At 73.4% G+C, this 24,880-nt stretch carries 14 protein-coding genes and 1 rRNA gene; 12 read left to right on the forward strand and 3 right to left on the reverse strand.

The features are described 5' to 3' along the window. Both rrf and AC07BF_RS23145 read left to right on the forward strand, forming a co-directional pair. Positions 1-87: ribosomal RNA gene (rrf, locus tag AC07BF_RS23140) — 5S ribosomal RNA — on the forward strand; the annotation flags it as partial. 98 nt (positions 88-185) lie between these two features. Further along, entirely contained in the window at positions 186-1,031 is an 846-nt protein-coding gene (locus AC07BF_RS23145) for a phosphatase PAP2 family protein (protein ID WP_478317815.1), read from the forward strand. Here AC07BF_RS23145 and AC07BF_RS23150 read toward each other — a convergent pair. Both AC07BF_RS23150 and AC07BF_RS23155 read right to left on the reverse strand, forming a co-directional pair. Beyond that, positions 1,024-1,587 (reverse strand): GPR1/FUN34/YaaH family transporter, encoded by a 564-nt coding sequence (locus tag AC07BF_RS23150; protein WP_363584619.1) that lies wholly within the window; start codon positions 1,585-1,587, stop codon positions 1,024-1,026. The genes AC07BF_RS23145 and AC07BF_RS23150 overlap by 8 nt on opposite strands. A 304-nt stretch (positions 1,588-1,891) precedes the next feature. Then, positions 1,892-4,453 carry a SpoIIE family protein phosphatase gene (locus AC07BF_RS23155; protein ID WP_400808589.1) on the reverse strand — a complete coding sequence of 854 codons (2,562 nt, stop codon included), beginning with the start codon at positions 4,451-4,453 and terminating at the stop codon, positions 1,892-1,894. Positions 4,454-5,023: 570 nt separating this feature from the next. Between AC07BF_RS23155 and AC07BF_RS23160 the strand changes: the two genes are divergently transcribed. The 9 genes from AC07BF_RS23160 to AC07BF_RS23200 all read left to right on the forward strand — a co-directional run bounded on the left by AC07BF_RS23160 (position 5,024) and on the right by AC07BF_RS23200 (position 18,271). Continuing rightward, positions 5,024-9,532 carry a HAMP domain-containing protein gene (locus AC07BF_RS23160; protein ID WP_400808729.1) on the forward strand — a complete coding sequence of 1,503 codons (4,509 nt, stop codon included), beginning with the start codon at positions 5,024-5,026 and terminating at the stop codon, positions 9,530-9,532. A 294-nt stretch (positions 9,533-9,826) separates the two neighbouring features. After that, positions 9,827-10,465 carry a response regulator gene (locus AC07BF_RS23165; RefSeq protein WP_063351395.1) on the forward strand — a complete coding sequence of 213 codons (639 nt, stop codon included), beginning with the start codon at positions 9,827-9,829 and terminating at the stop codon, positions 10,463-10,465. A 146-nt stretch (positions 10,466-10,611) separates the two neighbouring features. Further along, a complete protein-coding gene (locus tag AC07BF_RS23170) occupies positions 10,612-13,299 on the forward strand; it encodes a DNA translocase FtsK (RefSeq protein ID WP_478333868.1) in 2,688 nt (895 codons plus the stop codon). Positions 13,300-13,562: 263 nt separating this feature from the next. After that, entirely contained in the window at positions 13,563-14,426 is an 864-nt protein-coding gene (locus AC07BF_RS23175) for a helix-turn-helix domain-containing protein (RefSeq protein WP_363584611.1), read from the forward strand. Positions 14,427-14,543: 117 nt separating this feature from the next. Further along, positions 14,544-16,037, forward strand: coding sequence for a 30S ribosomal protein S12 methylthiotransferase RimO (rimO, locus tag AC07BF_RS23180; RefSeq protein ID WP_363584609.1), 1,494 nt, complete (start codon positions 14,544-14,546; stop codon positions 16,035-16,037). Continuing rightward, positions 16,034-16,672: a CDP-diacylglycerol--glycerol-3-phosphate 3-phosphatidyltransferase gene (gene pgsA, locus AC07BF_RS23185; protein ID WP_363374405.1), complete on the forward strand. Its 639-nt coding sequence runs from the start codon at positions 16,034-16,036 to the stop codon at positions 16,670-16,672. The genes rimO and pgsA overlap by 4 nt, the downstream gene beginning before the upstream one ends. A gap of 32 nt (positions 16,673-16,704) precedes the next feature. After that, on the forward strand, positions 16,705-17,181 hold the full coding sequence (locus tag AC07BF_RS23190; protein ID WP_478333875.1) for a CinA family protein: 477 nt from the start codon (positions 16,705-16,707) through the stop codon (positions 17,179-17,181). 381 nt (positions 17,182-17,562) lie between these two features. Beyond that, positions 17,563-17,931, forward strand: coding sequence for a helix-turn-helix domain-containing protein (locus AC07BF_RS23195; protein ID WP_049660741.1), 369 nt, complete (start codon positions 17,563-17,565; stop codon positions 17,929-17,931). A gap of 55 nt (positions 17,932-17,986) precedes the next feature. After that, positions 17,987-18,271 (forward strand): hypothetical protein, encoded by a 285-nt coding sequence (locus tag AC07BF_RS23200; RefSeq protein ID WP_363584605.1) that lies wholly within the window; start codon positions 17,987-17,989, stop codon positions 18,269-18,271. Between the two features lie 77 nt (positions 18,272-18,348). On the opposite strand, the gene AC07BF_RS23205 is transcribed toward AC07BF_RS23200, so the two are convergent. Further along, the gene (locus tag AC07BF_RS23205) at positions 18,349-23,100 is read right to left on the reverse strand and encodes an ATP-dependent helicase (protein ID WP_478333869.1); all 4,752 of its coding nucleotides are present in this window, start codon (positions 23,098-23,100) and stop codon (positions 18,349-18,351) included. A gap of 172 nt (positions 23,101-23,272) precedes the next feature. On the opposite strand from AC07BF_RS23205, the gene AC07BF_RS23210 reads away from it, so the two are divergent. Further along, positions 23,273-24,874, forward strand: a complete 1,602-nt coding sequence (locus AC07BF_RS23210; protein ID WP_478333870.1) for a S8 family peptidase — start codon at positions 23,273-23,275, stop codon at positions 24,872-24,874. The last annotated feature ends 6 nt before the right edge of the window (positions 24,875-24,880 follow it).

Raw genomic sequence — 24,880 nt, forward strand, 5'->3', positions numbered from 1 at the left:
GGTTACATTCCGAACCCGGAAGCTAAGCCTTACAGCGCCGATGGTACTGCAGGGGGGACCCTGTGGGAGAGTAGGACGCCGCCGAACAATCATTCCGAAAAGACCCCCTCCCGTCCGGGAGGGGGTCTTTTTGCGTTAACCTCTGCCAACACACGAACCAGAGTTTGTCGGAGAGGCGCGATCCGTTGCAGAACCTGACCCTTACCTGGCAGTCCGCCGGGGGCGCCGCGGTCGCTCTCTACGGCGGGGCGTACGCCGCCGCCAGGGTCCGGAAGCCGTCCTTGTCGGCGCTGTTGCGGGAGGCCGGCACGCTGCTGGCACTGTTCGCGCTCTGGCAGCTGGTGGGTCACCTCTCGGTGATGAGCGGGGACCACGCGCTGGACCGGGCGGATTGGATCCACCGCACCGAGTCGGCGATCGGTCTACCGGACGAGGCGTCCTGGCAGGCGGCCGTCACGCCGTACCCGGTGCTGGTGAGGCTCGCGAACTACTACTACGCGGCGATGCACTTCGCGGTGATGCTGGCGGTGCTGCTCTGGGTGTTCGTGCGGCACCGGGAGCGGTACGCGTGGGTGCGGAACACGGTGGTGATCACCACGGCGGTCTGTCTGCTGGTGCAGTTCATCCCGGTGGCGCCGCCCCGGATGCTGCCGCAGCACGGGTTCGTCGACGTGGCCGCCGAGTACGGGCAGTCGGTGTACGGGGGCGCGGTGGGCGGTGTGGTGGTGGCCGACCAGTTGTCGGCGATGCCCTCGGTGCACGTCGCGTGGTGCGTGCTGGCGGCGGTCGCGGTGGTGCGGGTCTCGCGGAGCCCGCTGCGGTGGGCGATGGTGCTGCACCCGGTGCTGACCGTCGCGGTGGTCGTGGTGACCGCGAACCACTTCTGGGCGGACGGCATCGTCGCCGTCGTGATCCTGCTGTTCGCGTACGCCGCCCAGGCCCTGGTGGCACGTCGCCGGGGTCGGGCCTCCGTCGACACGGAGGTCCGACCCCGGCGCGCCACGGCGGATCAGCCGCAGCGGGTCACTTGACGGGCAGGGCGATCCTGCCCCAGGAGCCGTTGCTGAGCGCGGAGGTGGCCCAGTACCAGGCGGTGAGCCCGGAGACGGCCGCGATCCAGCCGGCGAACTTGGCGAGGCCGCTGTAGCCGCCGAAGGCGGCGATGGCGTTCAGCAGCAGGGACAGCGTCAGCAGGCCGTAGACGGCGCGGCTGAACAGGCCCGCGCCCCAGCTGGCGGCGGTCAGGGTGAGGGCGAGCAGGGCCCAGAGCAGGAGGAACAGGCCGGCGGCGTTCTTGCCCGCCCCGCCGGCCGCCGACCAGGTCGCCCAGAAGGCGCCGAGGCTGGTGAAGGCCGTTCCGGTGAAGCCCTCGCCGCCGCGGAGCTGCCACAGGCCCGCGATGAAGAGGGTGACTCCGCCGACCAGGTGGGCGAGGTGTGCCGCGTCCCCGACCCCGGTGCCGCTCAGGACGCCGGTGGAGAGCAGGCCGTAGGCGAGCAGTGTGAGGCCGAGTGCGAGGTAGCCGAGGTTACCCGCGTCGGCTCCGGTGGAGCGGGCGTTCGTTGCCCCGGTAGCTTCGTTGCTCACCGGAGGCTCCTTTCACTTTGGGCGCGCGCAGGGCGCAGTCAACGCAGTGGTGTGGTCCGATGAGGTGGATGCGCGCGACCGCGCCGAGGGCGCACGGCTGGAGCGTGCGCGGGCTGCGGTCAGAAGTGATGGGCCGGCGGAAGAGCCGCCGGTCGTGTCCCCGCCGGGGGATTCCCCGGTGAGATCGGTGTACCCGGCCGTACTCGCTTGTACCCTTGTGAATATAACAATTTGTGACGATGTCAGTTGTGGAACGCTCAGGGCCGACCGGGACGCCGGGGGCTGACCGAGAGGCGGCGTCGGCTCACGAGGTGCGCTGGGTCGGCACCCGCAGGGTCAGGATGGCCATGTCGTCGGACGGCGGTTCCGGGGCGAAGCGCTCGACGGCGCGCTGCACCCGCATCGCGACCGCCCCGGCGGTCAGGCCGGTACAGCCCGTGAGCACCTCGGCGAGGCCGTCGTCGCCCAGCATCCGGCTGCCCTCGCGGCGTTCGGTGACGCCGTCGGTGACGCACAGCAGGACCTCGCCGGGGGAGAGCACCAGGCGCTCGGCGGTGAGGTCGAGGTCCTCCATGACGCCGAGCAGCGGCTGCGGGGTGGCGGCCCGGTCGACCTGGCCGTCGGTGCGCAGCCGGAGCGGCAGCGGGTGGCCGGCGCAGACCAGGGACAGCTCGGTGCTGCCGTCCGGGCGGGGCGTCAGCTCGCCGTAGAGCAGGGTGAGGAAGCGGCTGCGCGAACCCTCGTCCAGGATGGCCGCGTTGAGGCGGCGGAGCACCTGCGGTGCGTCCAGGCCCTCGCGGGCGAGCAGGCGCAGCGAGTGCCGGGCGAGGCCGGTGACCGAGGCGGCCTCGGGGCCGGTGCCGCAGACGTCGCCGATCGCGAAGCCGTAGGTGCCCTCGCGGATGGTGAACAGGTCGTAGAAGTCGCCGCCGACCTCGTTGCCCTCACCGGCGGCCTGGTAGTAGACGTCGACCTCGACGCCCGGGATCTCGGGCAGGTCCGGCGGGAGCAGGCTGCGTTGCAGGGCCTGGCTGGTGGCGGTGCGCTCGGAGTAGAGGCGGGAGTTGTCGAGTGCGAGGGCGGCCCGGCGGGAGAGGTCCTCGGCGAGTTCGAGGATCTCCTGGCGGAACCGGACGCCGGCCGGGACGCCGAGCGCGAGCAGCCCGATGACCCGGTTGCGGGCGGTCAGCGGCAGGACGACGGTCTCGCCGAGCAGTCCGGCGAGTTCGGGGCTGTCGGTGAGGCCGCCGGCGGCGGCGGTCTCGGCGGGCGCTGACCAGAAGCGGACGCCGTGGGTCGGACCGGCGTCGGGGGCCGGGGTCTTGTCGAGCAGGTCGCGCAGCGGGTCGATCCGGTCCTCGTCCTCGTGCAGGACGAAGGCGAGGCCAGCCGCGGCGCGGTGGTCGCCCTTGGTGTAGACGGCGCACCAGGAGGCGAGGGTGGGGACGGCCATCTGGGCCATCAGGGCGAGGGTCTGCTCGTGTTCGAGGGTGCCGGCGAGCAGGTCGGAGGCCTCGACGAGGAAGGACAGCGAGCCCCGGCGGAGTCGTTCGAGCTCGGTCAGCCGGGTGCTCTCGACGGCGAGGGCGACCCGGTCGGCGGCGAACTGCAGCCGCAGGGCGTCCTCGTTGTCGTAGCGGCCGGGCGCGGCGGTGGCGATGCCGAGCGAGCCGATCAGCCGGCCCTCGACCTTGAGCGGGACGGTGACCAGGGAACGCATGCCGCTGCCGGTGAGCAGGGGCAGGCCGGTCGGGCGGGCGGTGAGGTCCTCGTGGACGGAGGGCAGCCGGGCGGAGTCGTAGCGGCTGCCGGTGTCGACCGGGAAGCGGGTGTGCCGACGGTGTCCGGAGGTGAAGCCGGTGGCGGCGCGGACCTCGAACTCGGTCTCGTCGTCGGTGGTCAGCAGCAGGTACGCGGCGTCGGCGTCGAGCAGGTCGCGGGCGCGTTCGACGGTGCGCTGGAGCAGGGTGTCGAGGTCGTCGGTGGCGACCGGGCCAGCCAGCAGGTCGAGTCGGGGGCCGGTCGGGTCGGAGCGCTCGCCGGGCAGGGCGCGGGCGGGGGAGCGGAGCACCGCGCGGTCGGGTTCGAGGACGAGCAGGCAGAGGGTGGAGGGGACGCCCTCGGTGTCGCGCACGCGGACCTGGACGCCGTACACCTCGACCTCGTGGCCGTCCGCGCGGCGGACGCCGTAGCTGCCCTCCCAGCGGGCCAGTCGCAGGGTGTCGGCGAGGCCGAGGCCGCGGCCGGCGGACTGCGGCCAGACGGCGAGGTCGGCCCAGGGGCGGCCGAGGACGGTGGTGGCGGGGTACTGGAAGAGCGCCTCGGCGTCCGGGTTCCAGGCGAGGACGCGGCCGTCCTCGTCGAGCTGGACGACGGCGACGTGCACCGGGCCGGGGCCGCTGGGCAGGTCGCTGCCGGGGGTCGCGGGGACGGCGTAGCGGGTGCCGGCCACGGGGGCGGGCAGGGCGAGCCGGAACCAGACGGTCTTGCGCCCGGCCGCGTACTCGACGCCCCAGCGCTCGGCGAGGGCGGAGCACATCAGCAGGCCGCGGCCGCCCTCGCCGTCGGGGTCGGCGTAGCGGTCGGAGGAGGTGACGGGGCCGTCGCCGAGGGAGGGCAGGCCGCGTTCGGGGTGGTGGTCGGTGACTTCGATCCGGACGGTGCCCTCCTCGCGCAGGCAGCACACCTCGGCGGCGGTGCCGGCGTGGACGACGGCGTTGGTGACCAGTTCGCTGACCAGGACGACGGCGTCGTCGACGACCTCGGGCAGACCCCAGCCGAGCAGCGCGTCCCGTACGAAGCCCCGGGCGGCGGCTGCGGACCGGCCGTCGGGGGCGAAGGTGGCGGCTGCGCGCGCGGTGACCACGTTGCCACTTCTCCTCTGCTGCTCTGGCCTTGACTGTCCGGGGCGTGGCGCCGACTCCCGGTGCGTGCCGCCGGGGTGGCGGCGCTGGGTCGGGTCATGGCCCGGTGCAGCGCTCCACCCTACTTTCCGCTTGGTTCCCCGTGGGGGCGGGGCGTTGAAACAGGCACCTGAGAGTGATTCTGCCCACCTGTTTCGGACGGTCGGCTACCAACCGGGCGCAACCGGCCGTATACCCGGCGCCGGTGCTGCCAGACTGGGGGGTCCGCGACGGCCGGTCGGAGCAGTACGGTCGATGCGGGTGCCGGTGTGCCGCGTGGGGCGCCGGTACGCAGCCCGACCGGGCCGGTGCCCCGGTGCGTGCCGTACCGGCACGGACGGTCACCGGAAAGTTCACGATGTGGGAGGGGCCCGTTGAGTTCGGCCACCAAGGACGCAACCGGTACGACGCCGCCCGTTCCGCGCGGTGGGCGGTCCGGGACCGCGCCGCGGAACGCGGCCGGCCGGCGAGTGAGCCACAACCGGGGGGCGGAGCCGGCCGAACTGCGGAAGCTGTTGGCCGCGCTGACCGCGATGCGGGACGGCAACTTCCGCCGCCGGCTGACGGTTCCGGGGGACGGGCCGCTGGCGGAGATCGCCGCGGTGTTCAACGAGGTCGCCGAGCGCAATCAGCACCTGACCGGAGAACTGGCCCGGGTGCGGCGGGCGGTGGGCCGCGAGGGCCGGCTGAACGAGCGGCTGGAGACCGGCGCGGGCGAGGGCGCCTGGATGGCGGCCGTCGACAACTGCAACGCGCTGATCGACGATCTGGCCCGTCCGATGGCCGAGGTGGGCCGGGTGCTCTCGTCGATCGCCGAGGGCGACCTGGACCAGAAGATGGAGCTGCGCTCGCTGCACAGCAACGGGGTGAGCCACCCGCTGCGCGGCGAGTACCTCAAGATCGGCCGGACCGTCAACGGGCTGGTGGACCAGCTCTCGGAGTTCACCGACGAGGTGACCCGGGTGGCCCGCGAGGTGGGTACCGAGGGCAAGCTGGGCGGCCAGGCCAAGGTCCGCAGTGTGTCCGGCAGTTGGAAGGACCTGGCGGATTCGGTCAACACCATGGCCGGCCGGCTGACCGCGCAGGTGCGCAACATCGCCCAGGTGACCACCGCGGTGGCCAAGGGCGACCTGTCCCGCAAGGTCACCGTCGAGGTGGCCGGCGAGATGCTGGAGCTGAAGAACACCGTCAACACGATGGTGGACCAGCTGAACGGGTTCGCCGCCCAGGTCACCGGGGTGGCCAGGGACGTGGGCACCGAGGGCCGGCTCGGCGGCCAGGCGCAGGTGCCGGGCGTGGCCGGGGTCTGGCGGGACCTGACCGACTCGGTGAACTTCATGGCCGACAACCTGACCGGCCAGGTGCGCAACATCGCCCAGGTGACCACGGCGGTGGCGCGCGGGGACCTCTCGCAGAAGATCGAGGTGGACGCGCGCGGCGAGATGCTGGAGCTGAAGAACACCATCAACACGATGGTCGACCAGCTCTCCGGCTTCGCCGAACAGGTGACCAGGGTGGCCCGCCAGGTGGGCACCGAGGGGCGGCTCGGTGGCCAGGCGCAGGTGCCCGGGGCGGCCGGGGTGTGGCGCGACCTGACCGACAACGTCAACTTCATGGCGAACAACCTCACCGATCAGGTGCGCAACATCGCGCAGGTGACGACCGCGGTCGCCAAGGGCGACCTGTCGCAGAAGATCCAGGTGGACGCGCGCGGGGAGATCCTGGAGCTGAAGAACACCATCAACACGATGGTGGACCAGCTGGGCGCCTTCGCCGACGAGGTCACCAGGGTGGCCCGGGACGTCGGCACCGAGGGCATCCTCGGCGGTCAGGCGAGCGTGCCCGGGGTGTCCGGGACGTGGAAGGACCTGACCAACAGCGTCAACCTGATGGCCAACAACCTGACCAGCCAGGTCCGCAACATCGCCGAGGTGACCACGGCGGTGGCGCGCGGCGACGTGTCGAAGAAGATCACCGTCGACGCCCGGGGCGAGATCCTGGAGCTGGTGACGACCGTCAACACCATGGTCGACCAGCTGTCGGCGTTCGCCGACGAGGTGACCCGGGTCGCCCGCGAGGTGGGCACCGAGGGGATCCTGGGCGGCCAGGCGCGGGTGCGCGGGGTGTCGGGGATCTGGAAGGACCTGACCGACAACGTCAACTTCATGGCCTCCAACCTGACCGGGCAGGTCCGCAACATCGCCGAGGTCGCCACCGCGGTGGCCCGCGGCGACCTGTCCAAGAAGATCACCATCGAGGCGCAGGGCGAGGTCGCCGCCCTCGCCGGGACCTTGAACACCATGGTCGACCAGCTCTCCTCCTTCGCGGTGGAGGTGACCAGGGTGGCCCGCGAGGTCGGCACCGACGGCACCCTGGGCGGTCAGGCGAGCGTGCCGGGCGTGGCCGGCATCTGGAAGGACCTGACCGACAACGTCAACCTGATGGCCAACAACCTCACCGGCCAGGTCCGCAACATCGCGCTGGTGATCACGGCGGTGGCCCGCGGCGACCTCTCGCAGAAGATCGACGTCGACGCGCGCGGCGAGATCCTCCAGCTCAAGACCAGCATCAACACCATGGTCGACCAGCTGTCGGCGTTCGCCGACGAGGTCACCCGGGTCGCCCGCGAGGTGGGCACCGACGGGCGGCTCGGCGGTCAGGCCCGGGTACCCGGCGTGGACGGCACCTGGCAGGACCTCACCGAATCGGTGAACGAACTGGCCAACAACCTGACCCGGCAGGTGCGCGCGATCGCCCAGGTCGCCACCGCCGTGACCAGGGGCGACCTGAGCCTGCGGATCGACGTGGACGCCGCGGGGGAGCTCGACGAGCTCAAGGACAACATCAACCAGATGATCGCCAACCTGCGCGAGACCACCCGCACCAACCAGGAGCAGGACTGGCTCAAGACCAACCTGGCGCGGATCTCCGGCCTGCTCCAGGGCCGCCGGGACCTGGAGGCCGTCGCCTCGCTGATCATGACCGAGCTGACCCCGGTGGTCTCCGCCCAGCACGGCGCCTTCTTCCTCGCCCAGCCGGCCGGCCGCACCGCCGAGCTGATCACCGAGGACGACGACGAGAACGACACCGTCCTGCGGCTGATCGGCAGTTACGGCTACCAGCGGCGCGCGATGCCGACCACCTTCCGGCCCGGCGAGTCGCTGATCGGGCAGGCCGCGGTGGAGAAGCGGGCGATCATCCTCAAGGAGGCGCCGCCCGGATACCTCAAGATCGCCTCCGGCCTCGGCGAGGCCTCGCCGGCCCACATCGTGGTGCTGCCGGTGCTGTTCGAGGGCCGGCTGCTGGGCGTGATCGAGCTGGCCACCTTCAGCTCCTTCACCACCGTCGCGCTGGACTTCCTCAACCAGATCGCCGACCTGATCGGCGTCACCGTCAACACCATCAGCGTCAACACCAAGACCGAGGGCCTGCTGCTGGAGTCCCAGCGGCTCACCGCCGAACTCTCGATGCGATCCGCCGAGTTGGAGGCGCGCCAGGAGGAACTGGAGCGCACCAACGAGGAGTTGCAGGAGAAGGCCGAGCAACTCGCCCAGCAGAACCGCGACATCGAGATCAAGAACAGCGAGATCGAGGAGGCCCGGCAGGTCCTGGAGGAGCGCGCCGAGCAGCTCGCCCTGGCCTCCCGGTACAAGAGCGAGTTCCTCGCCAACATGTCGCACGAGCTGCGCACCCCGCTCAACTCGCTGCTGATCCTGGCCAAGCTGCTCTCCGACAACAACGAGGGCAACCTCTCGCCCAAGCAGGTCGAGTTCGCCGACACCATCCACGGCGCCGGATCCGACCTGCTCCAGCTGATCAACGACATCCTCGACCTCTCCAAGGTCGAGGCCGGCAAGATGGACGTCCGCCCGGCCCGGATCGCCCTGGTCCAGCTGGTCGACTACGTCGAGGCCACCTTCCAGCCGGTCGCGCTGGACAAGAACCTGGACTTCGCCGTCCGGGTCTCGCCCGCCCTGCCGGTCACCCTGCACACCGACGAGCAGCGGCTCCAGCAGGTGCTGCGCAACCTGATCTCCAACGCCGTCAAGTTCACCGACGCCGGCGCGGTCGACTTCTCGATCTCCCCGGCCGGCGCGGAGGTCCCGCAGCACGTGCGCGAGCGGCTGCTGGAGTCCGGCTCGATCAAGGACCCGGACGACGAACTGATCGCCTTCGCGGTCTCCGACACCGGCATCGGCATCCCCGGCAACAAGCTGCGGGAGATCTTCGAGGCGTTCAAGCAGGCCGACGGCACCACCAGCCGCAAGTACGGCGGCACCGGGCTCGGCCTGTCGATCAGCCGCGAGATCGCGCGGCTGCTGGGCGGCGAGATCCACGCCGAGAGCGAGCTGGGCAAGGGCTCCACGTTCACGCTCTACCTGCCGCTGCGCACCGAGGCCCCGGACCCGACCCAGGTCGAGCGCCCGGTCGTGTCGAGCGTCCCGGCGCTGCGCGCCTCCGTCGGCGTGACCCCGATCGGGGTGCCCGTGCCGGTCGGCGAGAACCCGGCCGACCACTGGGCCCAGGAGGTCCGCGAGCTGGCCGAGGAGCGCCGCCGCGGCGCGGTGGAGCGCCGGCGCAGCGCCTCCCTGGAAGCCGCCGCCGGGACCCGCCCGGTGGAGCCCGCGCCGCCCCGCCCCAGCCGCAGCGACGTGCGTTTCGACGGCCAGCAGGTGCTGATCGTGGACGACGACGTCCGCAACGTGTTCGCCCTCACCAGCGTGCTGGAACAGCACGGCCTGACCGTCCTGTACGCCGAGAACGGGCGCGAGGGCATCGAGATGCTGGAGCAGCACGAGAACGTGGCGCTGGTCCTGATGGACATCATGATGCCGGAGATGGACGGCTACGCGACCACCGAGGCGATCCGCCGGATGCCCCAGTTCGCCGGCCTGCCGATCATCGCGCTGACCGCCAAGGCGATGAAGGGCGACCGCGAGAAGTCGCTGGAGGCGGGCGCCACCGACCACATCACCAAGCCGGTGGAGACCGACCACCTGCTGGCGGTGATGCGCGAGTGGCTGCGGGCGGACCGCGCGTAGCGCCAGGGGAGGGCGCGAACTCCGGGGCGGGCTCCGGAGTTCGCGCCGTCCGGTGGGCCGGTTTGCTGGCGGTCGGGCCCGGGAACCGGGTAGGGTCACCGATCGTTGCGAACAGTGACCGGACGGCGACACATTGCTGAGCGTGCGCCGGAGCACTGGGCGCGCGCCGCTCCGGATCGGGTCACGACGGAGCGATGTGCCGGGCGAGGGGGTGCGGCTAGCATGACCGGGGTAGCGGTGGGCAGTACGCGAGTGCCATCACCGGGCGGCAGGCAGGCGACAGGAGGGCGAGCCCTGATGCAGAAGGCGAAGATCCTCCTGGTCGACGACCGACCGGAGAACCTGCTGGCGCTGGAGGCGATCCTCTCCGCGCTGGACCAGACGCTGGTGCGCGCCGTCTCCGGCGAGGAGGCGCTCAAGGCGCTGCTCACCGACGACTTCGCGGTGATCCTGCTGGACGTCCAGATGCCCGGGATGGACGGCTTCGAGACGGCCGCCCACATCAAGCGCCGCGAGCGCACCCGGGACATCCCGATCATCTTCCTGACCGCGATCAACCACGGCCCGCACCACACCTTCCGCGGCTACGCGGCCGGCGCCGTGGACTACATCTCCAAGCCGTTCGACCCGTGGGTGCTGCGCGCCAAGGTCTCGGTCTTCGTCGACCTGTACGTGAAGAACTGCCAGCTGAAGGAGCAGGCCGCGCTGCTGCGGCTGCAACTGGAGGCGGGCGGCGGCGAGCCGCCCCTCGGCGGGGCGCTGCTGGGCGAGCTGTCCGCGCGGCTGGCGGCGGTCGAGGAGCAGGCGGAGGCGCTGGGCAAGCAGTTGGACGGCGTCGAGGACGCCGGGGTGGCGGCCACCGCGGCGCACCTGGAGCGCAAGCTGGCGGGGCTGCGCCGGGCCCTGGACGCGCTCCGGCCGGGAACCGCGTAACCGATCGTCGGGGTTCACTCCTGCGGGTGAATTTCCGACGCGGCCGGGTGAAACCGGGTCAGCGTGACGGTGTGTCTGCGACACGTCCCCGAGCCCCGGCTCGGGCACATGTGCACTGGTGGCCCACCCCGGTAGGCTGCTGACCCATGGCCACTCGTACGCCCGGAAGCGCGGCACGCAACCCGAGTCCGGGACCGTCCAAGAAGGCCGCGGCGAAGGCCCCGGGCAAGCCGCCCGCGAAGAAGGCGGCGGCCAAGAAGGCGGCCCCGGCGAAGAGGGCGGCGGCCAAACCGGCCCCGCCGTCCCCGCCGCCGCCCAAGCCGATACTCTTCCGGGCCGTCCGGGCCGTCTGGCTCGGCGTGGCGAACAGCATCGCCGCGATCTTCCGGGGCTTCGGCGACGGGGCCAAGAACCTCCACCCCGCCCACCGCAAGGACGGGCTGGGCCTGCTGCTGTTCGCACTCGCGCTGGTGACTGCCGCCGGCACCTGGTTCAGCCCGCAGGGCTGGCTGGGCGAGGCGGCCACCGCCGTGGTGTCCGGGCTGTTCGGGCGGCTCGACGTGCTGGTGCCGTTCCTGCTGGCCGGGATCGCGGTCCGGCTCTGGCGCCACCCGGAGCTGCCGGAGGCCAACGGCCGGATCATGATCGGCCTGAGCGCGCTGCTGGTCGGCGTCCTCGGCCTGGTGCACATCGGCTGCGGCGCGCCCATGATGGGCAGCGGCGCCTCGCGGATACGGGCGGCCGGCGGGATCATCGGCTGGGCCGTGTCCACCCCGATGATGGCCGCCGCCGGGCCGGCGCTGGCCGTGCCGCTGCTCCTGCTGCTGTCCTTCTTCGGCCTGCTGGTGGTCACCGCCACCCCGGTCAACCGCATCCCCGAGCGGCTGCGGTCGGCCGGCGTGCGGCTCGGCGTGGTGGAGCCCGGGCCGGAGGACGAGCTGCGCGAGGGGCGTACGCCGGAGCGCGACCTGTCCACCGAGCCGCCCGAGGACGCGGACCCCTCCGCGCTGCCGTTCACCGTGGGCAGCGAGGACCCGGGCGACGAGGTGGCGGCCCGCCGTCGGCGCCGCCGCCGCAAGCCGGCGGACGACGAGGACCAGCCCGATGCCGTCCGGGTGTCCCTGGACAAGGAGCCGCTGGACCCGTACGCCACCCGCGACCTCGCCGCCGGCGCCGCCGCCGACCTGGACGGGGCACTCGTCTACGGCGTGCCCGCCTCCTCGGCGGTGGCGAACATGATGCACCAGGTGCAGGACCGCACCGTCCCGCCGGAGGAGGCCGCCGTCCCGGCCGCCCGCAGCGCGGGCCCGGGCGCGCCCGAGGAGCACGGCCCGGCGCCGGTGCGGATGGAGCAGCTCCAGCTGGCCGGCGACGTCACCTACGCGCTGCCCCCGCTCGACCTGCTGGAGCGCGGCGGCCCGGCCAAGGCCCGCAGCGCCCTCAACGACGAGGTGGTGGCCCAGCTCAGCAGCACCTTCACCGAGTTCAAGGTGGACGCCAGGGTCACCGGTTTCACCCGGGGCCCGACGGTGACCCGCTACGAGGTCGAGCTCGGCCCGGCCGTCAAGGTGGAGCGGATCACCGCGCTCGCCAAGAACATCGCGTACGCGGTGGCCAGCGCCGACGTGCGGATCATCAGCCCGATCCCGGGCAAGTCCGCGGTCGGCATCGAGATCCCCAACCGGGACCGCGAGATGGTCAACCTCGGCGACCTGCTGCGCTCGCGCACGGCCGCCGAGGACACCCACCCGATGGTCGTCGGCATGGGCAAGGACGTCGAGGGCCAGACCGTGATGGCCAACCTCGCCAAGATGCCGCACATCCTGGTGGCCGGCGCGACCGGCGCGGGCAAGTCGTCCTGCATCAACTGCCTGATCACCTCGATCCTGGCCCGGGCCACCCCGGACGAGGTGCGGATGGTGCTGGTCGACCCCAAGCGGGTCGAACTGACCGCGTACGAGGGCATCCCGCACCTGATCACGCCGATCATCACCAATCCGAAGAAGGCCGCCGAGGCCCTCCAGTGGGTGGTCCGCGAGATGGACCTGCGCTACGACGACCTCGCGGCGTTCGGCTTCCGGCACGTGGACGACTTCAACGCGGCGGTGAAGGCCGGCACGGTCACCCCGCCGCCGGGCAGCGAGCGCGAGCTGACCCCGTACCCGTACCTGCTGGTGATCGTCGACGAGCTGGCCGACCTGATGATGGTGGCGCCGCGCGACGTCGAGGACTCGGTGGTCCGGATCACCCAGCTGGCCCGCGCGGCCGGCATCCACCTGGTGCTGGCCACCCAGCGGCCCTCGGTGGACGTGGTCACCGGTCTGATCAAGGCCAACGTGCCGTCCCGGCTGGCCTTCGCGACCTCCGCGATGGCCGACTCCCGGGTCATCCTGGACCAGCCCGGCGCGGAGAAGCTGATCGGCAAGGGCGACGCGCTGTTCCTGCCGATGGGCGCCGGCAAGCCGATCCGCCTCCAGGGCGCGTTCGTCACCGAGGCGGAGATCGCCGCGGTGGTGCAGCACTGCAAGGACCAGCTGACCGCCGTCTACCGGGACGACGTGACGGTCGGCGGCGGGGCCAAGAAGGAGATCGACGAGGAGATCGGCGACGACCTGGACCTGCTGATCCAGGCGGCCGAGTTGGTGGTCTCCACCCAGTTCGGCTCGACCTCGATGCTCCAGCGCAAGCTCCGGGTCGGCTTCGCCAAGGCGGGGCGGCTGATGGACCTGATGGAGTCGCGCGGGATCGTCGGGCCGAGCGAGGGTTCCAAGGCCCGCGACGTCTTGGTGAAGCCGGACGAGCTGGACGGGGTGCTGGTCGGCCTGCGCGGTTGACGACCCGCGCCCGCGGCGAGTGTTCACTCGTTCGGAGGAGGGTAGGCGCGTGCAGGGGAACCGAACGTCCGTACGCCGCGTCACAGGCCGGAAAGCGAACCCCCCGGGTTCCCCGTGCGGGCCCGCTGACGGCCGTTCAGCGGGGAGCCGGGCCCCCGTCGGGGCGGGCGCGCGCATTCGGGCCTGTTCCGCTTGAGAAACGATCCGCCCGCGCCCCTAGACTGTTCCCCAGCAGGTGGCCATCCGCTCGAAAGGCGTGCCCCGTGACCATCGGCAAGTCCCCCGACCGCGAGAACGCCCCGTCGTCCGTCGAGTCGACCGACGACGCGGTGCAGGCGGCCGATGCCCCGAGCATCGGCCGGGTGCTGTCCACCGCCCGGATCGAGGCCGGGCTCACGGTGGACCAGGTGAGTACGGCGACCCGGGTCCGGGTGCCGATCGTCCATGCCATCGAGGAGGACGACTTCGGCCGCTGCGGCGGCGACTTCTACGCCCGCGGGCACATCCGCGCGATCGCCCGCGAGGTCGGCGTCGACGGCGAGGCCCTGATCGCCCGGTACGACGCCGCGCACGGCGGCTCGCCCGCCTCCAAGCGGCCGACCCAGCTGATCGACAGCGGCCCGATCAAGGTGCCCGGCCGCGGCCGGCCGAACTGGGCGGCGGCCATGGTCGCCGCGATCGTCGTGGTGGTCGTCCTGATCGGCTTCAACCTGGTCAGCGGCAAGGACGGCCACACCGGCACCGGCTCCGCCAGCGCGCCGCTGCCCAGCGGCTCCGGCACCGGCTCGGTCGCCTCCGTGCCCTCGCCCACCGTGCAGCCGCCGGCGCCCGTGCCGAGTGCGGCCGCGATCGCCGCCGTCCCGGCCGACAAGGTCACCGTGAAGCTGGTCGCCGAGGGCAGCACCAGCTGGGTGTCCGCGGTGGACGGCAGCGGGAAGTCGCTGTTCCAGAACAACATCAGCGACGGCCAGGACCAGACCTTCACCGACGCCAAGCAGATCAAGCTGGTGCTCGGAAACGGCGGGGCCGTGCACGCGTACGTCAACGGCAAGGACCTCGGCCTCCTCGGCAAGGACGGCCAGGTGGTGCACGTCACGTACACCCCCGGCGATCCGCAGGCGGGCTGACCACAGGCCTGCGGAGGCCCTGGAGAGCGGCCCTGCGGCCTGGCGAAGATCTGGTAATCCGAGGCGCGCGGCCTCCGGGGCGAACGGCACCGGAGGCCGCGCGTTAATCTTGGCCCTATGCCTGAACGCCGTACTGTCGCCCTTGTCACGCTCGGATGTGCCCGCAACGAGGTGGACTCCGAGGAACTCGCCGGGCGACTGGAAGCCGACGGCTGGTTGCTCGTCGACGACGCCGCCGAAGCGGACGTCGCCGTCGTCAACACCTGCGGCTTCGTCGAGGCCGCCAAGAAGGACTCCGTGGACGCCCTGCTGGAGGCCAACGACCTCAAGGGGCACGGCCGCACCCAGGCCGTCGTCGCGGTCGGCTGCATGGCCGAGCGGTACGGCAAGGAGCTCGCCGACGCCCTGCCCGAGGCCGACGGCGTGCTCGGCTTCGACGACTACTCCGACATCTCCGACCGCCTCCAGACCATCCTCTCCGGCGGCCACCACGCCCCGCACCTCCCGCGCGACCGCCGCAAGCTGCTGCCGATCAGCCCGGCCGAGCGGCAGTCCGCCGCCGAGGCCGTCGCGCTGCCCGGCCACGGCGCTGCCGAGACCCCGGCCGAGCCGATCGCCGACCTGCCCGAGGGCCTCGCCCCGGCCTCCGGCCCGCGCACCCTGCGCAAGCGGCTCGACGACAACCCGGTCGCCTCGGTCAAGCTCGCCTCCGGTTGCGACCGGCGGTGCTCCTTCTGCGCCATCCCGGCGTTCCGCGGCTCCTTCATCTCCCGCCGCCCCTCCGACGTGCTGCACGAGGCCCAGTGGCTGGCCGAGCAGGGCGTGCGCGAGGTCGTCCTGGTGAGCGAGAACAACACCTCGTACGGCAAGGACCTCGGCGACATCCGGCTGCTGGAGACGCTGCTCGGCGAGATCTCCGCGCTCGAGGGCGTCGAGCGGGTCCGGGTCTCCTACCTGCAGCCCGCCGAGATGCGCCCCGGGCTGATCGACGCGATGACCGGGACCACGGACGTGGTGCCCTACTTCGACCTGTCCTTCCAGCACTCGGCGCCCGCCGTGCTGCGCCGGATGCGCCGCTTCGGCTCCACCGACCAGTTCCTGGACCTGCTGAAGACCATCCGCGACCGGGCCCCGCAGGCCGGCGCCCGGTCCAACTTCATCGTCGGCTTCCCCGGCGAGACCGAGGCGGACTTCGCCGAGCTGGAGCGCTTCGTCACGCACGCCGGGCTGGACGCGATCGGCGTCTTCGGCTACTCCGACGAGGACGGCACCGAGGCCGCGACCTACGACGGCAAGCTGTCCGAGGACGTGATCGCCGACCGGCTGAACCGGCTCAGCCGGCTGGCCGAGGAGATGACCGCCCAGCGGGCCGAGCAGCGCGTCGGCACCGAGGTCGAGGTCCTGATCGAGTCCATCGAGGACGGCGTGGTCGAGGGCCGGGCCGCCCACCAGGCCCCCGAGACCGACGGCCTGACCACCCTCACCGGCGTCGAGGACCCGCAGATCGGCCAGTTCCACCGGGCCAAGGTGGTCGCCAGCGAGGGCGTCGACCTGATCGCCGAGGCGCTGGAGCCGGTCCGGGTCCGTCAGGCCCCGGGAGCCGGGGAATGACCAAGGGGCCCGGCGCCCCGGCCGCGGCCCATCCGGGCAGACCGCCGGCCGCGGTGCCGCCGGCGCCGGCTGTCTGGAACATCGCCAACATGCTCACGATGCTCCGGCTGCTGCTGGTGCCGGTCTTCGTGTCGCTGCTGTTCGCCGACGGCGGGCACGACCCCAAGTGGCGCTCGGTCGCCTGGGCGTCGTTCGCCATCGCGATGATCACCGACCTGTTCGACGGCGAGCTGGCCCGGCGCAAGGGCCTGGTCACCGACTTCGGGAAGATCGCCGACCCGATCGCCGACAAGGCGATCATGGGCTCGGCGCTGATCGGCCTCTCGCTGCTCGGCGACCTGCCCTGGTGGGTCACCGCGGTGATCCTGGCCCGCGAACTCGGCATCACCCTGATGCGTTTCTGGGTGATCCGCTACGGCGTCATCCCGGCCAGCCGGGGCGGCAAGATCAAGACGCTGACCCAGGGCATCGCGGTCGGCATGTACGTGCTGGAGCTGACCGGCTGGCTGGCCACCGCCCGGGCCGTGCTGATGGCCCTGGCGGTACTGCTGACCATCGGCACCGCGCTGGACTACGTCGGACAGGCGCTGCGCATGCGCCGCGAGGGACTGGCCGCGGAGCGCGCGGGCCGGTGAGTGACGGGGGAGACCGGGTGACGGACCACGAGCTGGCGGTACGGGCGCACGAGGCGCTGCGCTCCAGGGGCGGCACGCTGGCCGTCGCCGAGTCGCTGACCGGAGGGCTGCTCGCGGCCGCCCTGGTCGACGTCCCCGGGGCGTCCGCGACCTTCCGGGGCTCGGTCACGGCGTACGCCACCGAGCTGAAGGCCTCGGTGCTCGGCGTGGACGAGGGGCTCCTGGCGGTGTATGGGCCGGTCCACCCGGTGGTGGCGGGGCAGATGGCCGAGGGCGTGTGCCGGCTGCTGGGGGCCACGTACGGGATCGCGACGACCGGGGTGGCCGGGCCGGACCCGCAGGACGGGCAGCCGGTGGGCACCGTACACCTGGCGGTCGCCGGTCCGGAGGGAACTCTGGTCAGTTCGCCCCGGCTGTCGGGCGGGCGTGCCAGAATCCGTCACGGGGCGGTGACCGCCGCTCTGGAGCTGTTCGTCGAGCGGCTACGGGCCGCTACGCCCACGACCTGAACCCCGCGGGGCCCGCACCCGGGCGTCCCGCAGCCCGTGTGGAGGCGCCGCGGAGGCGTGGTGGAGCCCCGATCGCGGCGATCTCCACCGAACCGCGATCTGCCGATCCGGTCCGCGGGCATGGCACAGCTGGAGGATCGTGTTACATCCAACGGCCTGGTTGGGCAGAAACCAGGTGGCGAACGAGTTGCGTGACGGTGGCCGGGCGGCCCACGGCGGGTACCACGAGGGGCCCGCGGACCCGGGAACGACACCGGAACGAGGAGGGGGACAGCCTTGCAGCCCAGAGTGAACACGACCAGGGTCCCCGCACGCGATGCGGGCAAGGCGGTACGGTGGGGTCGTGACATCTCGATCCGCAGTCCGAGGAGGGAGGCACCGATGATCCTGCTTCGTCGCCTACTGGGCGATGTACTGCGTCGGCAGCGCCAGCGCCAGGGCCGCACACTCCGCGAGGTGTCGGCGGCAGCCAGGGTTTCGCTCGGTTACCTCTCCGAGGTCGAGCGGGGACAGAAGGAGGCCTCCTCGGAGCTGCTCTCCGCCATCTGCGACGCGCTCGACGTCCGGATGTCCGAGGTCATGCGCGAGGTCAGCGACGAACTGTCGCTCGCCGAACTTGCGGCGATGGCCACCCTCTCCGAAGGTGATCTGCTGAGGCCGGTACTCGAACCGGTTCCGCTGCCCGCCCCCGGCACCGACCGGGCGAACATGTCGCCCAAGGCCGCCGCGATGGACGTGGTCGCCGCCTGAACCCGGCCTCGACTCCCGGGCTCCTGGTGCCCGGGGCGAGCGAAGGAGGGCGGTCGTGCGCAGAGCCGCGACGGCGTGCACGGAGGCTCGAATACGGCTGCGGCGACTGATGCCGTGGCCGGCCCGCCGGGTCCTGGTGATCCTGACGGCAGGGCTGGTCTGGTGGCTGCCGGCGGTCCGGGGACAGTTGGCCGACGGCGCCGCGCTGGGGTTGCTCGCGGCCGGCGGCTGGGGACTCGGCCTGATCCCGGTCCACGCCGACCGGGACGCCACCGGGCCGGAGCGGCGCCCATCGGCGGCCGTGGCCCGGGTGGAGGCGCAACCGCCGACGGTCGGCTGAGCCACTCGAACGGGTGATACGAGCGAACGAAGGCCGCGGGGCACCGGATGCCCCGCGGCCTTCGGTGTCGGCGGACCTCAGGAGGACCGCAGGCGCAGGCCGCGCGGGGTGGCGTGGAAACCGGCCTCCTCCAGCGCGGCGCCCAGCGCCGAGCCGAGGGCAGGCTCGCCGTTCGCCCGCTCGACCGTGACGCTGCCGAGCGCACCCTCGCGGACCGCGGCCGCCAGCGCGCCCACCGCCAGCGCCCGGGTGGCGCCGTCCTCCGGCCAGGCCAGCAGTGACTTGCCGCCCCGCTCGACGTACAGCGCCAACTCGCCGTCCACCAGCACCACCAGGGCGCCCGCCTTGCGGCCCGGGCGGTGCGCCCGGGCCTCCTTGGCTCCGGGGGCCGTCGGCGGCTCCGGCCAGGGCAGCGCGGAGCCGTAGGCGTTCGCCGGATCGGCGGCGGCCAGCACCAGCACCTGCGGCGGCTCGGTGGCCGGGGCGGCCGGCCACTCGGCGGCCCGGGCCCGCTCCAGTCGTCCGTTGACCGAGCGCAGCCGGTCGGCCGCGCCCTCCATGGCGAACTGGGCGCCGCCCAGCCCCTCGACGAAGTAGCCCCGGCGGGCCCGGCCGCGCTCCTCCATCGCGGCGAGCACCCGGTACACCCCGGCGAAGCCGCCCGGCACCCGCTCGGCGGCCACCGCGCCCCGGGTGACCAGGCCGTGCCGGTCCAGCAGGCTCTGCGCCTGGGTGGTGGCCCGGACCGTCGGGTCGGTGGTGAAGGCGGGCAGCAGTGACCAGCGCCCGGCCACCGTCGGCGGGCCGCTGCGCAGCGCGCCGCCGACCCGGCCGAAGGCGCGGCCGGCGCCGCCGTAGCGGCCGCGCGGGGTCGCCCGGGGCGCGCGGTGGGCGGTGGCACCGGCCGTCCGGCCGGAGCCGAGCAGGGCGCGCAGCGGGGCGAGGGTGTCGTTGGTGACGTACCCGGCCCAGACGAGGTCCCAGAGCGCCTCGACGACCTCCGGCTCCGGGGTCTCCTCCGGCAATTGCTGGACCAGCTGGCGGAAGAACAGGCCGTAGCCGCCGGCCAGTGCCGCCATCAGCGCGCTGTGCACGGGGGTGAGCGCGGGCGGGACGGGCTCGGGGCGCAGCAGGTGGGCGTGCTCGGCCAGGTGCAGGCTGAGCCAGCCGTCCTTGCCGGGCAGTGCGCCGGCCCCGCACCAGCCGATCTCGCCGGCCGCCGTCAACTCGTCCAGCAGGCCGGGGGAGTAGTCGGTGAGCCGGGCCGGGAGGATCAGCTTCTCCAGGGCGGAGGCGGGCAGGGCGGTGCCCTGGAGCTGTTCGACCACCCGCAGCAGGCCGTCCGGGCCGCGCAGTCGGTGGCCGGCCAGGTGCTGCCACTGCGGGAGGAACGCGGCCAGGGCGCGCGGTGGGACGGGTTCGACCTCCTGGCGCAGGGCGGCCAACGAGCGGCGGCGCAGCCGGCGCAGGACCTCGGCGTCGCACCACTCGGTGGTGGTGTGGTCGGGAGGGGTGGTGTGGAGCGCCTCCGGCGAAGGGTGTTGGCGGGCGACGGGTGGGCGGAACTGGCCCTGGACCAGTCGGCCGGCGGCGGTGAGCCGGTGCAGGGTGCCGGTGACGACGGCGGTGCCGAGGCCGAAGCGGGCGGCCGCCTCGGCGGCGGCGAACGGGCCGTGGGTGCGGGCGTGGCGGGCGAGCAGGTCTCCCAGCGGATCCTTGACCGGCTCGGTGAAGGCCTCGGGGACGCCGACCGGCAGCGGGGTGCCGAGCGCGTCGCGCAGCCGCCCGGCGTCCTCGACGGCGGACCAGCGCCGCTCGCCGGCGATCCGGACCTGGATCACCCGGCGGGCGGCCTCCAACTCCAGTGCCCAGAGCGGCTCGGCGCCGCGGGCCGCCAGCTCGGCCTCGGTGAGCGGGCCGAGCAGGCGCAGCGCGTCGGCGACGCCCTCGGCGTCCTTGATCCGGCGCTCGGGGGTGAGGCGCTGGAGCTCGGCCTCCAACTCGGCGATGACCTGCGGGTCGAGCAGTTCGCTCAGCTCGGCCTGGCCGAGGAGTTCGGACAGCAGCCGGGAGTCGAGCGAGAGGGCGGCGGCGCGGCGCTCGGCGAGCGGGGAGTCCCCCTCGTAGAGGAACTGGGCGACGTAGCCGAACAGGAGGGAGCGGGCGAAGGGCGAGGGCTCGGGGGTGGTGACCTCGACCAGGCGGACGGCGCGGGATTCGAGGTCGCCCATCAGCTCGACCAGGCCCGGCACGTCGAAGACGTCCTGGAGGCACTCGCGGACGGCCTCCAGGACGATCGGGAACGAGCCGTACTCGGAGGCGACTTCGAGCAGTTGGGCGGCGCGCTGGCGCTGCTGCCAGAGCGGGGTGCGGCGGCCGGGGCTGCGGCGCGGGAGCAGCAGGGCACGGCCGGCGCACTCGCGGAAGCGGGAGGCGAACAGGGCGGAGCCGCCGACCTGGTCGGTGACCAGCTGCTCGATCTCGGCGGCGTCGAACAGGGCGGCGTCGGCGCCGACCGGGGCCTCGTCCGAACCGGACCGCTCCGAAGGGCTGTTGAAGTCGAAGTCGGTGGCGAGGAGGTCGGCGTCCGGCAGGCGCAGCACGATGCCGTCGTCGGCGTGCATGACCTGGGGGTCGAGGCCGTGCTTCTCGCGCAGCCGGGCGCCGAGCGCGAGCGCCCAGGGGGCGTGCACCTGGGCGCCGAAGGGGGAGTGGATGACGATCCGCCAGTCGCCGAGCTCGTCCCGGAAGCGCTCGACGACGATGGTGCGGTCGTCCGGGAGGTGGCCGGTGGCGGCGCGCTGCTGGGCGAGGTAGTCGAGCAGGTTGGCGGCGGCCCAGTCGTCCAGGCCGGCCCGGTGCAGCCGGGCGGTGGCGGCCTCGGGCGTCAGGGCGCCCAGCTCGCGGGTGAACGCGCCGAGGGCGCGGCCGAGTTCGAGTGGGCGGCCGAGGGTGTCGCCCTTCCAGAACGGGAGCCGGCCGGGCACGCCGGGGGCGGGGGTGACCAGCACCTTGTCGTGGGTGATCTCCTGGATCCGCCAGGAAGTGGTGCCGAGGGTGAACACGTCGCCGACGCGGGACTCGTAGACCATCTCCTCGTCGAGCTCTCCGACCCGGCCGCCGCCCTTCTTGCCCGTCTTCGAATCGGACCCGGTGGCGCCGGCGATGAAGACGCCGAACAGGCCGCGGTCGGGGATGGTGCCGCCGGAGGTGACGGCGAGCCGCTGGGCGCCGGGCCGGCCGGTCACGGTGCCGGCCACCCGGTCCCAGACCACCCGGGGGCGCAACTCGGCGAAGGCGTCCGAGGGGTAGCGGCCGGCCAGCATGTCGAGCACGGCTTCGAAGGCGGACTGCGGGAGGGTGGCGAAGGGCGCGGCGCGGCGGACCACGGTGAGCAGGTCGTCCACCGGCCAGGCGTCCAGCGCCGTCATCGCGACCAGTTGCTGGGCGAGCACGTCCAGCGGGTTGCGCGGGACGCGCAGCGCTTCGATCCGGCCGGCCCGCATCCGCTCGGTGACCACGGCGGACTGCACCAGGTCCCCGCGGTACTTGGGGAAGAAGACGCCGGTGGAGACGGCGCCGACCTGGTGGCCGGCCCGGCCGACCCGTTGCAGGCCGGAGGCGACCGAGGGCGGGGACTCGACCTGGACGACCAGTTCGACGGCGCCCATGTCGATGCCCAGTTCCAGGCTGGAGGTGGCGACCACGGCGGGCAGCCGGCCAGCCTTCAACTCCTCCTCGACCAGCGCCCGCTGCTCCTTGGAGACCGAGCCGTGGTGGGCGCGCGCGATGACCGGCGGGGCGCCCTTGGCGACGCCGGACTCGGCCATCAGCTGGGCGGGGGAGTGCGCCTCGGGCAGCCGCTCACCGGTGGCCCGTTCGAGGGCGATCTCGTTCAGCCGGTTGCACAGGCGCTCGGCGAGGCGGCGGGAGTTGGCGAAGACGATGGTCGAGCGGTGCGCCTGGACCAGGTCGACGATCCGCTCCTCGACGTGCGGCCAGATCGACGCCTGCCGCTGCGGGTCGGCGTCGGAGGAGGCGCCGGTGGCCGGGGCCGCGGGCAGGTCGTCCAGGTCGGGGACGGGGACGACCACCGACAGGTCGAACTCCTTGGCGGCGGCGGGCTGGACGACGACGGCGCCGCGCTGCGGGCTGAGGTAGCGGGCCACCTCCTCGACCGGGCGGACGGTCGCGGACAGGCCGATCCGGCGGGCCGGGCGCTCCAGCAGTTCGTCCAGCCGCTCCAGGCTGAGCGCGAGGTGGGCGCCGCGCTTGGTGCCGGCGACGGCGTGCACCTCGTCGAGGATCACCGTGTCGACGCCGCGCAGTGCCTCCCGGGAGGCGGAGGTGAGCAGCAGGAACAGCGACTCGGGGGTGGTGATCAGAATGTCCGGCGGGTGGGTGGCGAAGCGGCGGCGGTCGGCGGCGGGGGTGTCGCCGGAGCGGGTGGCGACCTGGACCTCCGGCTCGGGCAGGCCGAGCCGGACGGCGGCCTGGCGCAGGCCGGTCAGCGGGGCACGCAGGTTGCGCTCGACGTCCACCGCGAGGGCCTTGAGCGGCGACACGTACAGGACCCGGCAGCGGCGCTTGGGGTCCGCCGGGGGCGGGGTGCTGCTCAGCCGGTCCAGGGCGGAGAGGAAGGCGGCGAGCGTCTTGCCGGAGCCGGTGGGGGCGACCACCAGGACGTCGGTGTCCTGCCGGATGGCGCGCCAGGCCTCGGCCTGGGCGGTGGTGGGGGCGGAGAAGGCGCCGGTGAACCAGGCCCGGGTGGTCGGGGCGAATCCGGCCAGGGGGTCGTCGTTCGGCGGGGTCGGGTGCGGGGGCGCCATGCCCCCATGGTGCCGGGTGGCACCGACAACCGGGGTGGGGGAGCGGAGGTCGCACGGGTGTGGTGAGCCCGGGTGTAGTTAAAGGAGCAAAAAGGCAAATCCGCTCATATGGTGATGAATCAGGCCAGTGATCCACCCCCGACCCACCGGACCGACGAGCGGAGACCGTGCGATGGCGCAGGTGAACCCGTCCGGCAGTCCCGCCCGTGCCGCCCGCCGCCGCGTCCGCGGGCCCGCCCGGGCGCTGCTCGCGATGCTGCTCACCGCACTCGTGGTCGGCGGCGCCGTCCCGTACGTGTCCGGATCCGGCCGGCCCTACCTCAGCTACCTGGTGCTCGCCGGGCAGGAGGACGCCGCCGGGGCCGCCCTGGCCGGGGCCGAGAGCCGGGCGGCGGGCGGGCAGGTGGTCCAGGAGTACCCGCAGATCGGGGCCGTCCTGGCGTACGCCACCGGCGGCTTCGCGGGCACGCTGCGGGCCCGGCCCGGGATCGCCGCCGTCGGCACCACCCGGACCGAACCGGTGGTCGCCCCGCCCCGCCTGCTGGACGGCGCCGGGGACTTCGCCGCCGGTACCGACCGCGCCGACCGCGCCGGCCGCAGCAGCACCGATCAGGCCCGTCGCGACAGCGATCACGCCCGTCGCAGCAGCACCGACAGGGCCCGTCGCGACAGCACCGACCGGCAGGACGGCGGCACCGTCACGGTGCCAGACCCGGGCGAGGGCGACCCGTGGAACCTCGCCATGCTCGGCGGCGCCGGCGCCCGGGCCGGCGACGCCTCCACCGGGATCCGCGGTCCCGCCGGCGCGCCGACCGCCGACGCGCTGCACAAGGTGCTCGTCGCGGTGCTCGACTCCGGCGTCGACGACACCCACCCGGACCTGCGCGCCGCCGTCGACCCGAAGGCCTCCGTCTCCTGCGCCGACGGCCGGCCCGACGCCCGCTCCGGCTCCTGGCGGCCCGACCCCGGGGTCAGCGAGAGCGGCCACGGCACCCACGTCGCCGGGATCGTCGGCGCCACCCGGGACGGCCACGGCGTCACCGGGGTCGCGCCGGGCGTGCGGATCGCCGCCGTCCGGCTGCTCGGACCGCTCGGCCAGTACTACGCCGAGAACATCGTGTGCGGCATGCTCTGGGCCGCCGACCACGGCGCCAAGGCGATCAACAACAGCTACTTCGCCGACCCGTGGAAGTACAACTGCCCGGAGGACCAGGACCAGGCCGCGCTGATCGCCGCCGTCGGCCGGGCCTCCGCCTACGCCCAGCGCAAGGGCGCCGTCGTGGTCGCCTCGGCGGGCAACGACGGGCAGGACCTCGGTGCCGCCCGGACGGACGAACGCAGCCCCAACGACCGGGTCTCCGGCCCGGCCCGCTCCCGCTACCTGGGCACCGAGTGCATCCGGCTGCCCGGCGAACTGCCCGGCGTCGTCACCGTCACCGCCGTCAACCGGGACGGCCGCCCGTCCGGCTACTCGAACTACGGCCGCGGCCGGGTCTCGCTGGCCGCCCCCGGCGGCGACCCGGACAGCGGGCCGCAGGGCGCGGTCGTCTCCGACTGGCCGGGCGGGCAGTACGCGGCACTGGCCGGCACCTCGATGGCGGCGGCGCACGTCACCGGCGTGGTCGCGGTGGCCGCCGCCCTGCACCCGGACTACGGCTCCGCCCCGCTCGCCGCCCTGCTCGCCGGCACCGCGGCGGCCGCCTGCCCGCCCGGGCCGTACGCCTGCGGGGCCCGGCAGTACTTCGGTGCCGGGCTGCTCGCGCTGCCGCGCTGAGGCGGG

This window comes from Kitasatospora sp. NPDC043950 (assembly GCF_056435345.1).

What these genes read in the sequence shown, in the direction of transcription:
- AC07BF_RS23210 (WP_478333870.1), top strand. Translation starts at nt 23,273, where the DNA reads ATGGCGCAGGTGAACCCGTCCGGCAGTCCCGCCCGTGCCGCCCGCCGC.
- AC07BF_RS23170 (WP_478333868.1), top strand. Translation starts at nt 10,612, where the DNA reads ATGGCCACTCGTACGCCCGGAAGCGCGGCACGCAACCCGAGTCCGGGA.
- rimO (WP_363584609.1), top strand. Translation starts at nt 14,544, where the DNA reads ATGCCTGAACGCCGTACTGTCGCCCTTGTCACGCTCGGATGTGCCCGC.
- pgsA (WP_363374405.1), top strand. Translation starts at nt 16,034, where the DNA reads ATGACCAAGGGGCCCGGCGCCCCGGCCGCGGCCCATCCGGGCAGACCG.
- AC07BF_RS23160 (WP_400808729.1), top strand. Translation starts at nt 5,024, where the DNA reads ATGCGGGACGGCAACTTCCGCCGCCGGCTGACGGTTCCGGGGGACGGG.
- AC07BF_RS23195 (WP_049660741.1), top strand. Translation starts at nt 17,563, where the DNA reads ATGATCCTGCTTCGTCGCCTACTGGGCGATGTACTGCGTCGGCAGCGC.
- AC07BF_RS23205 (WP_478333869.1), bottom strand. Translation starts at nt 23,100, where the DNA reads ATGGCGCCCCCGCACCCGACCCCGCCGAACGACGACCCCCTGGCCGGA.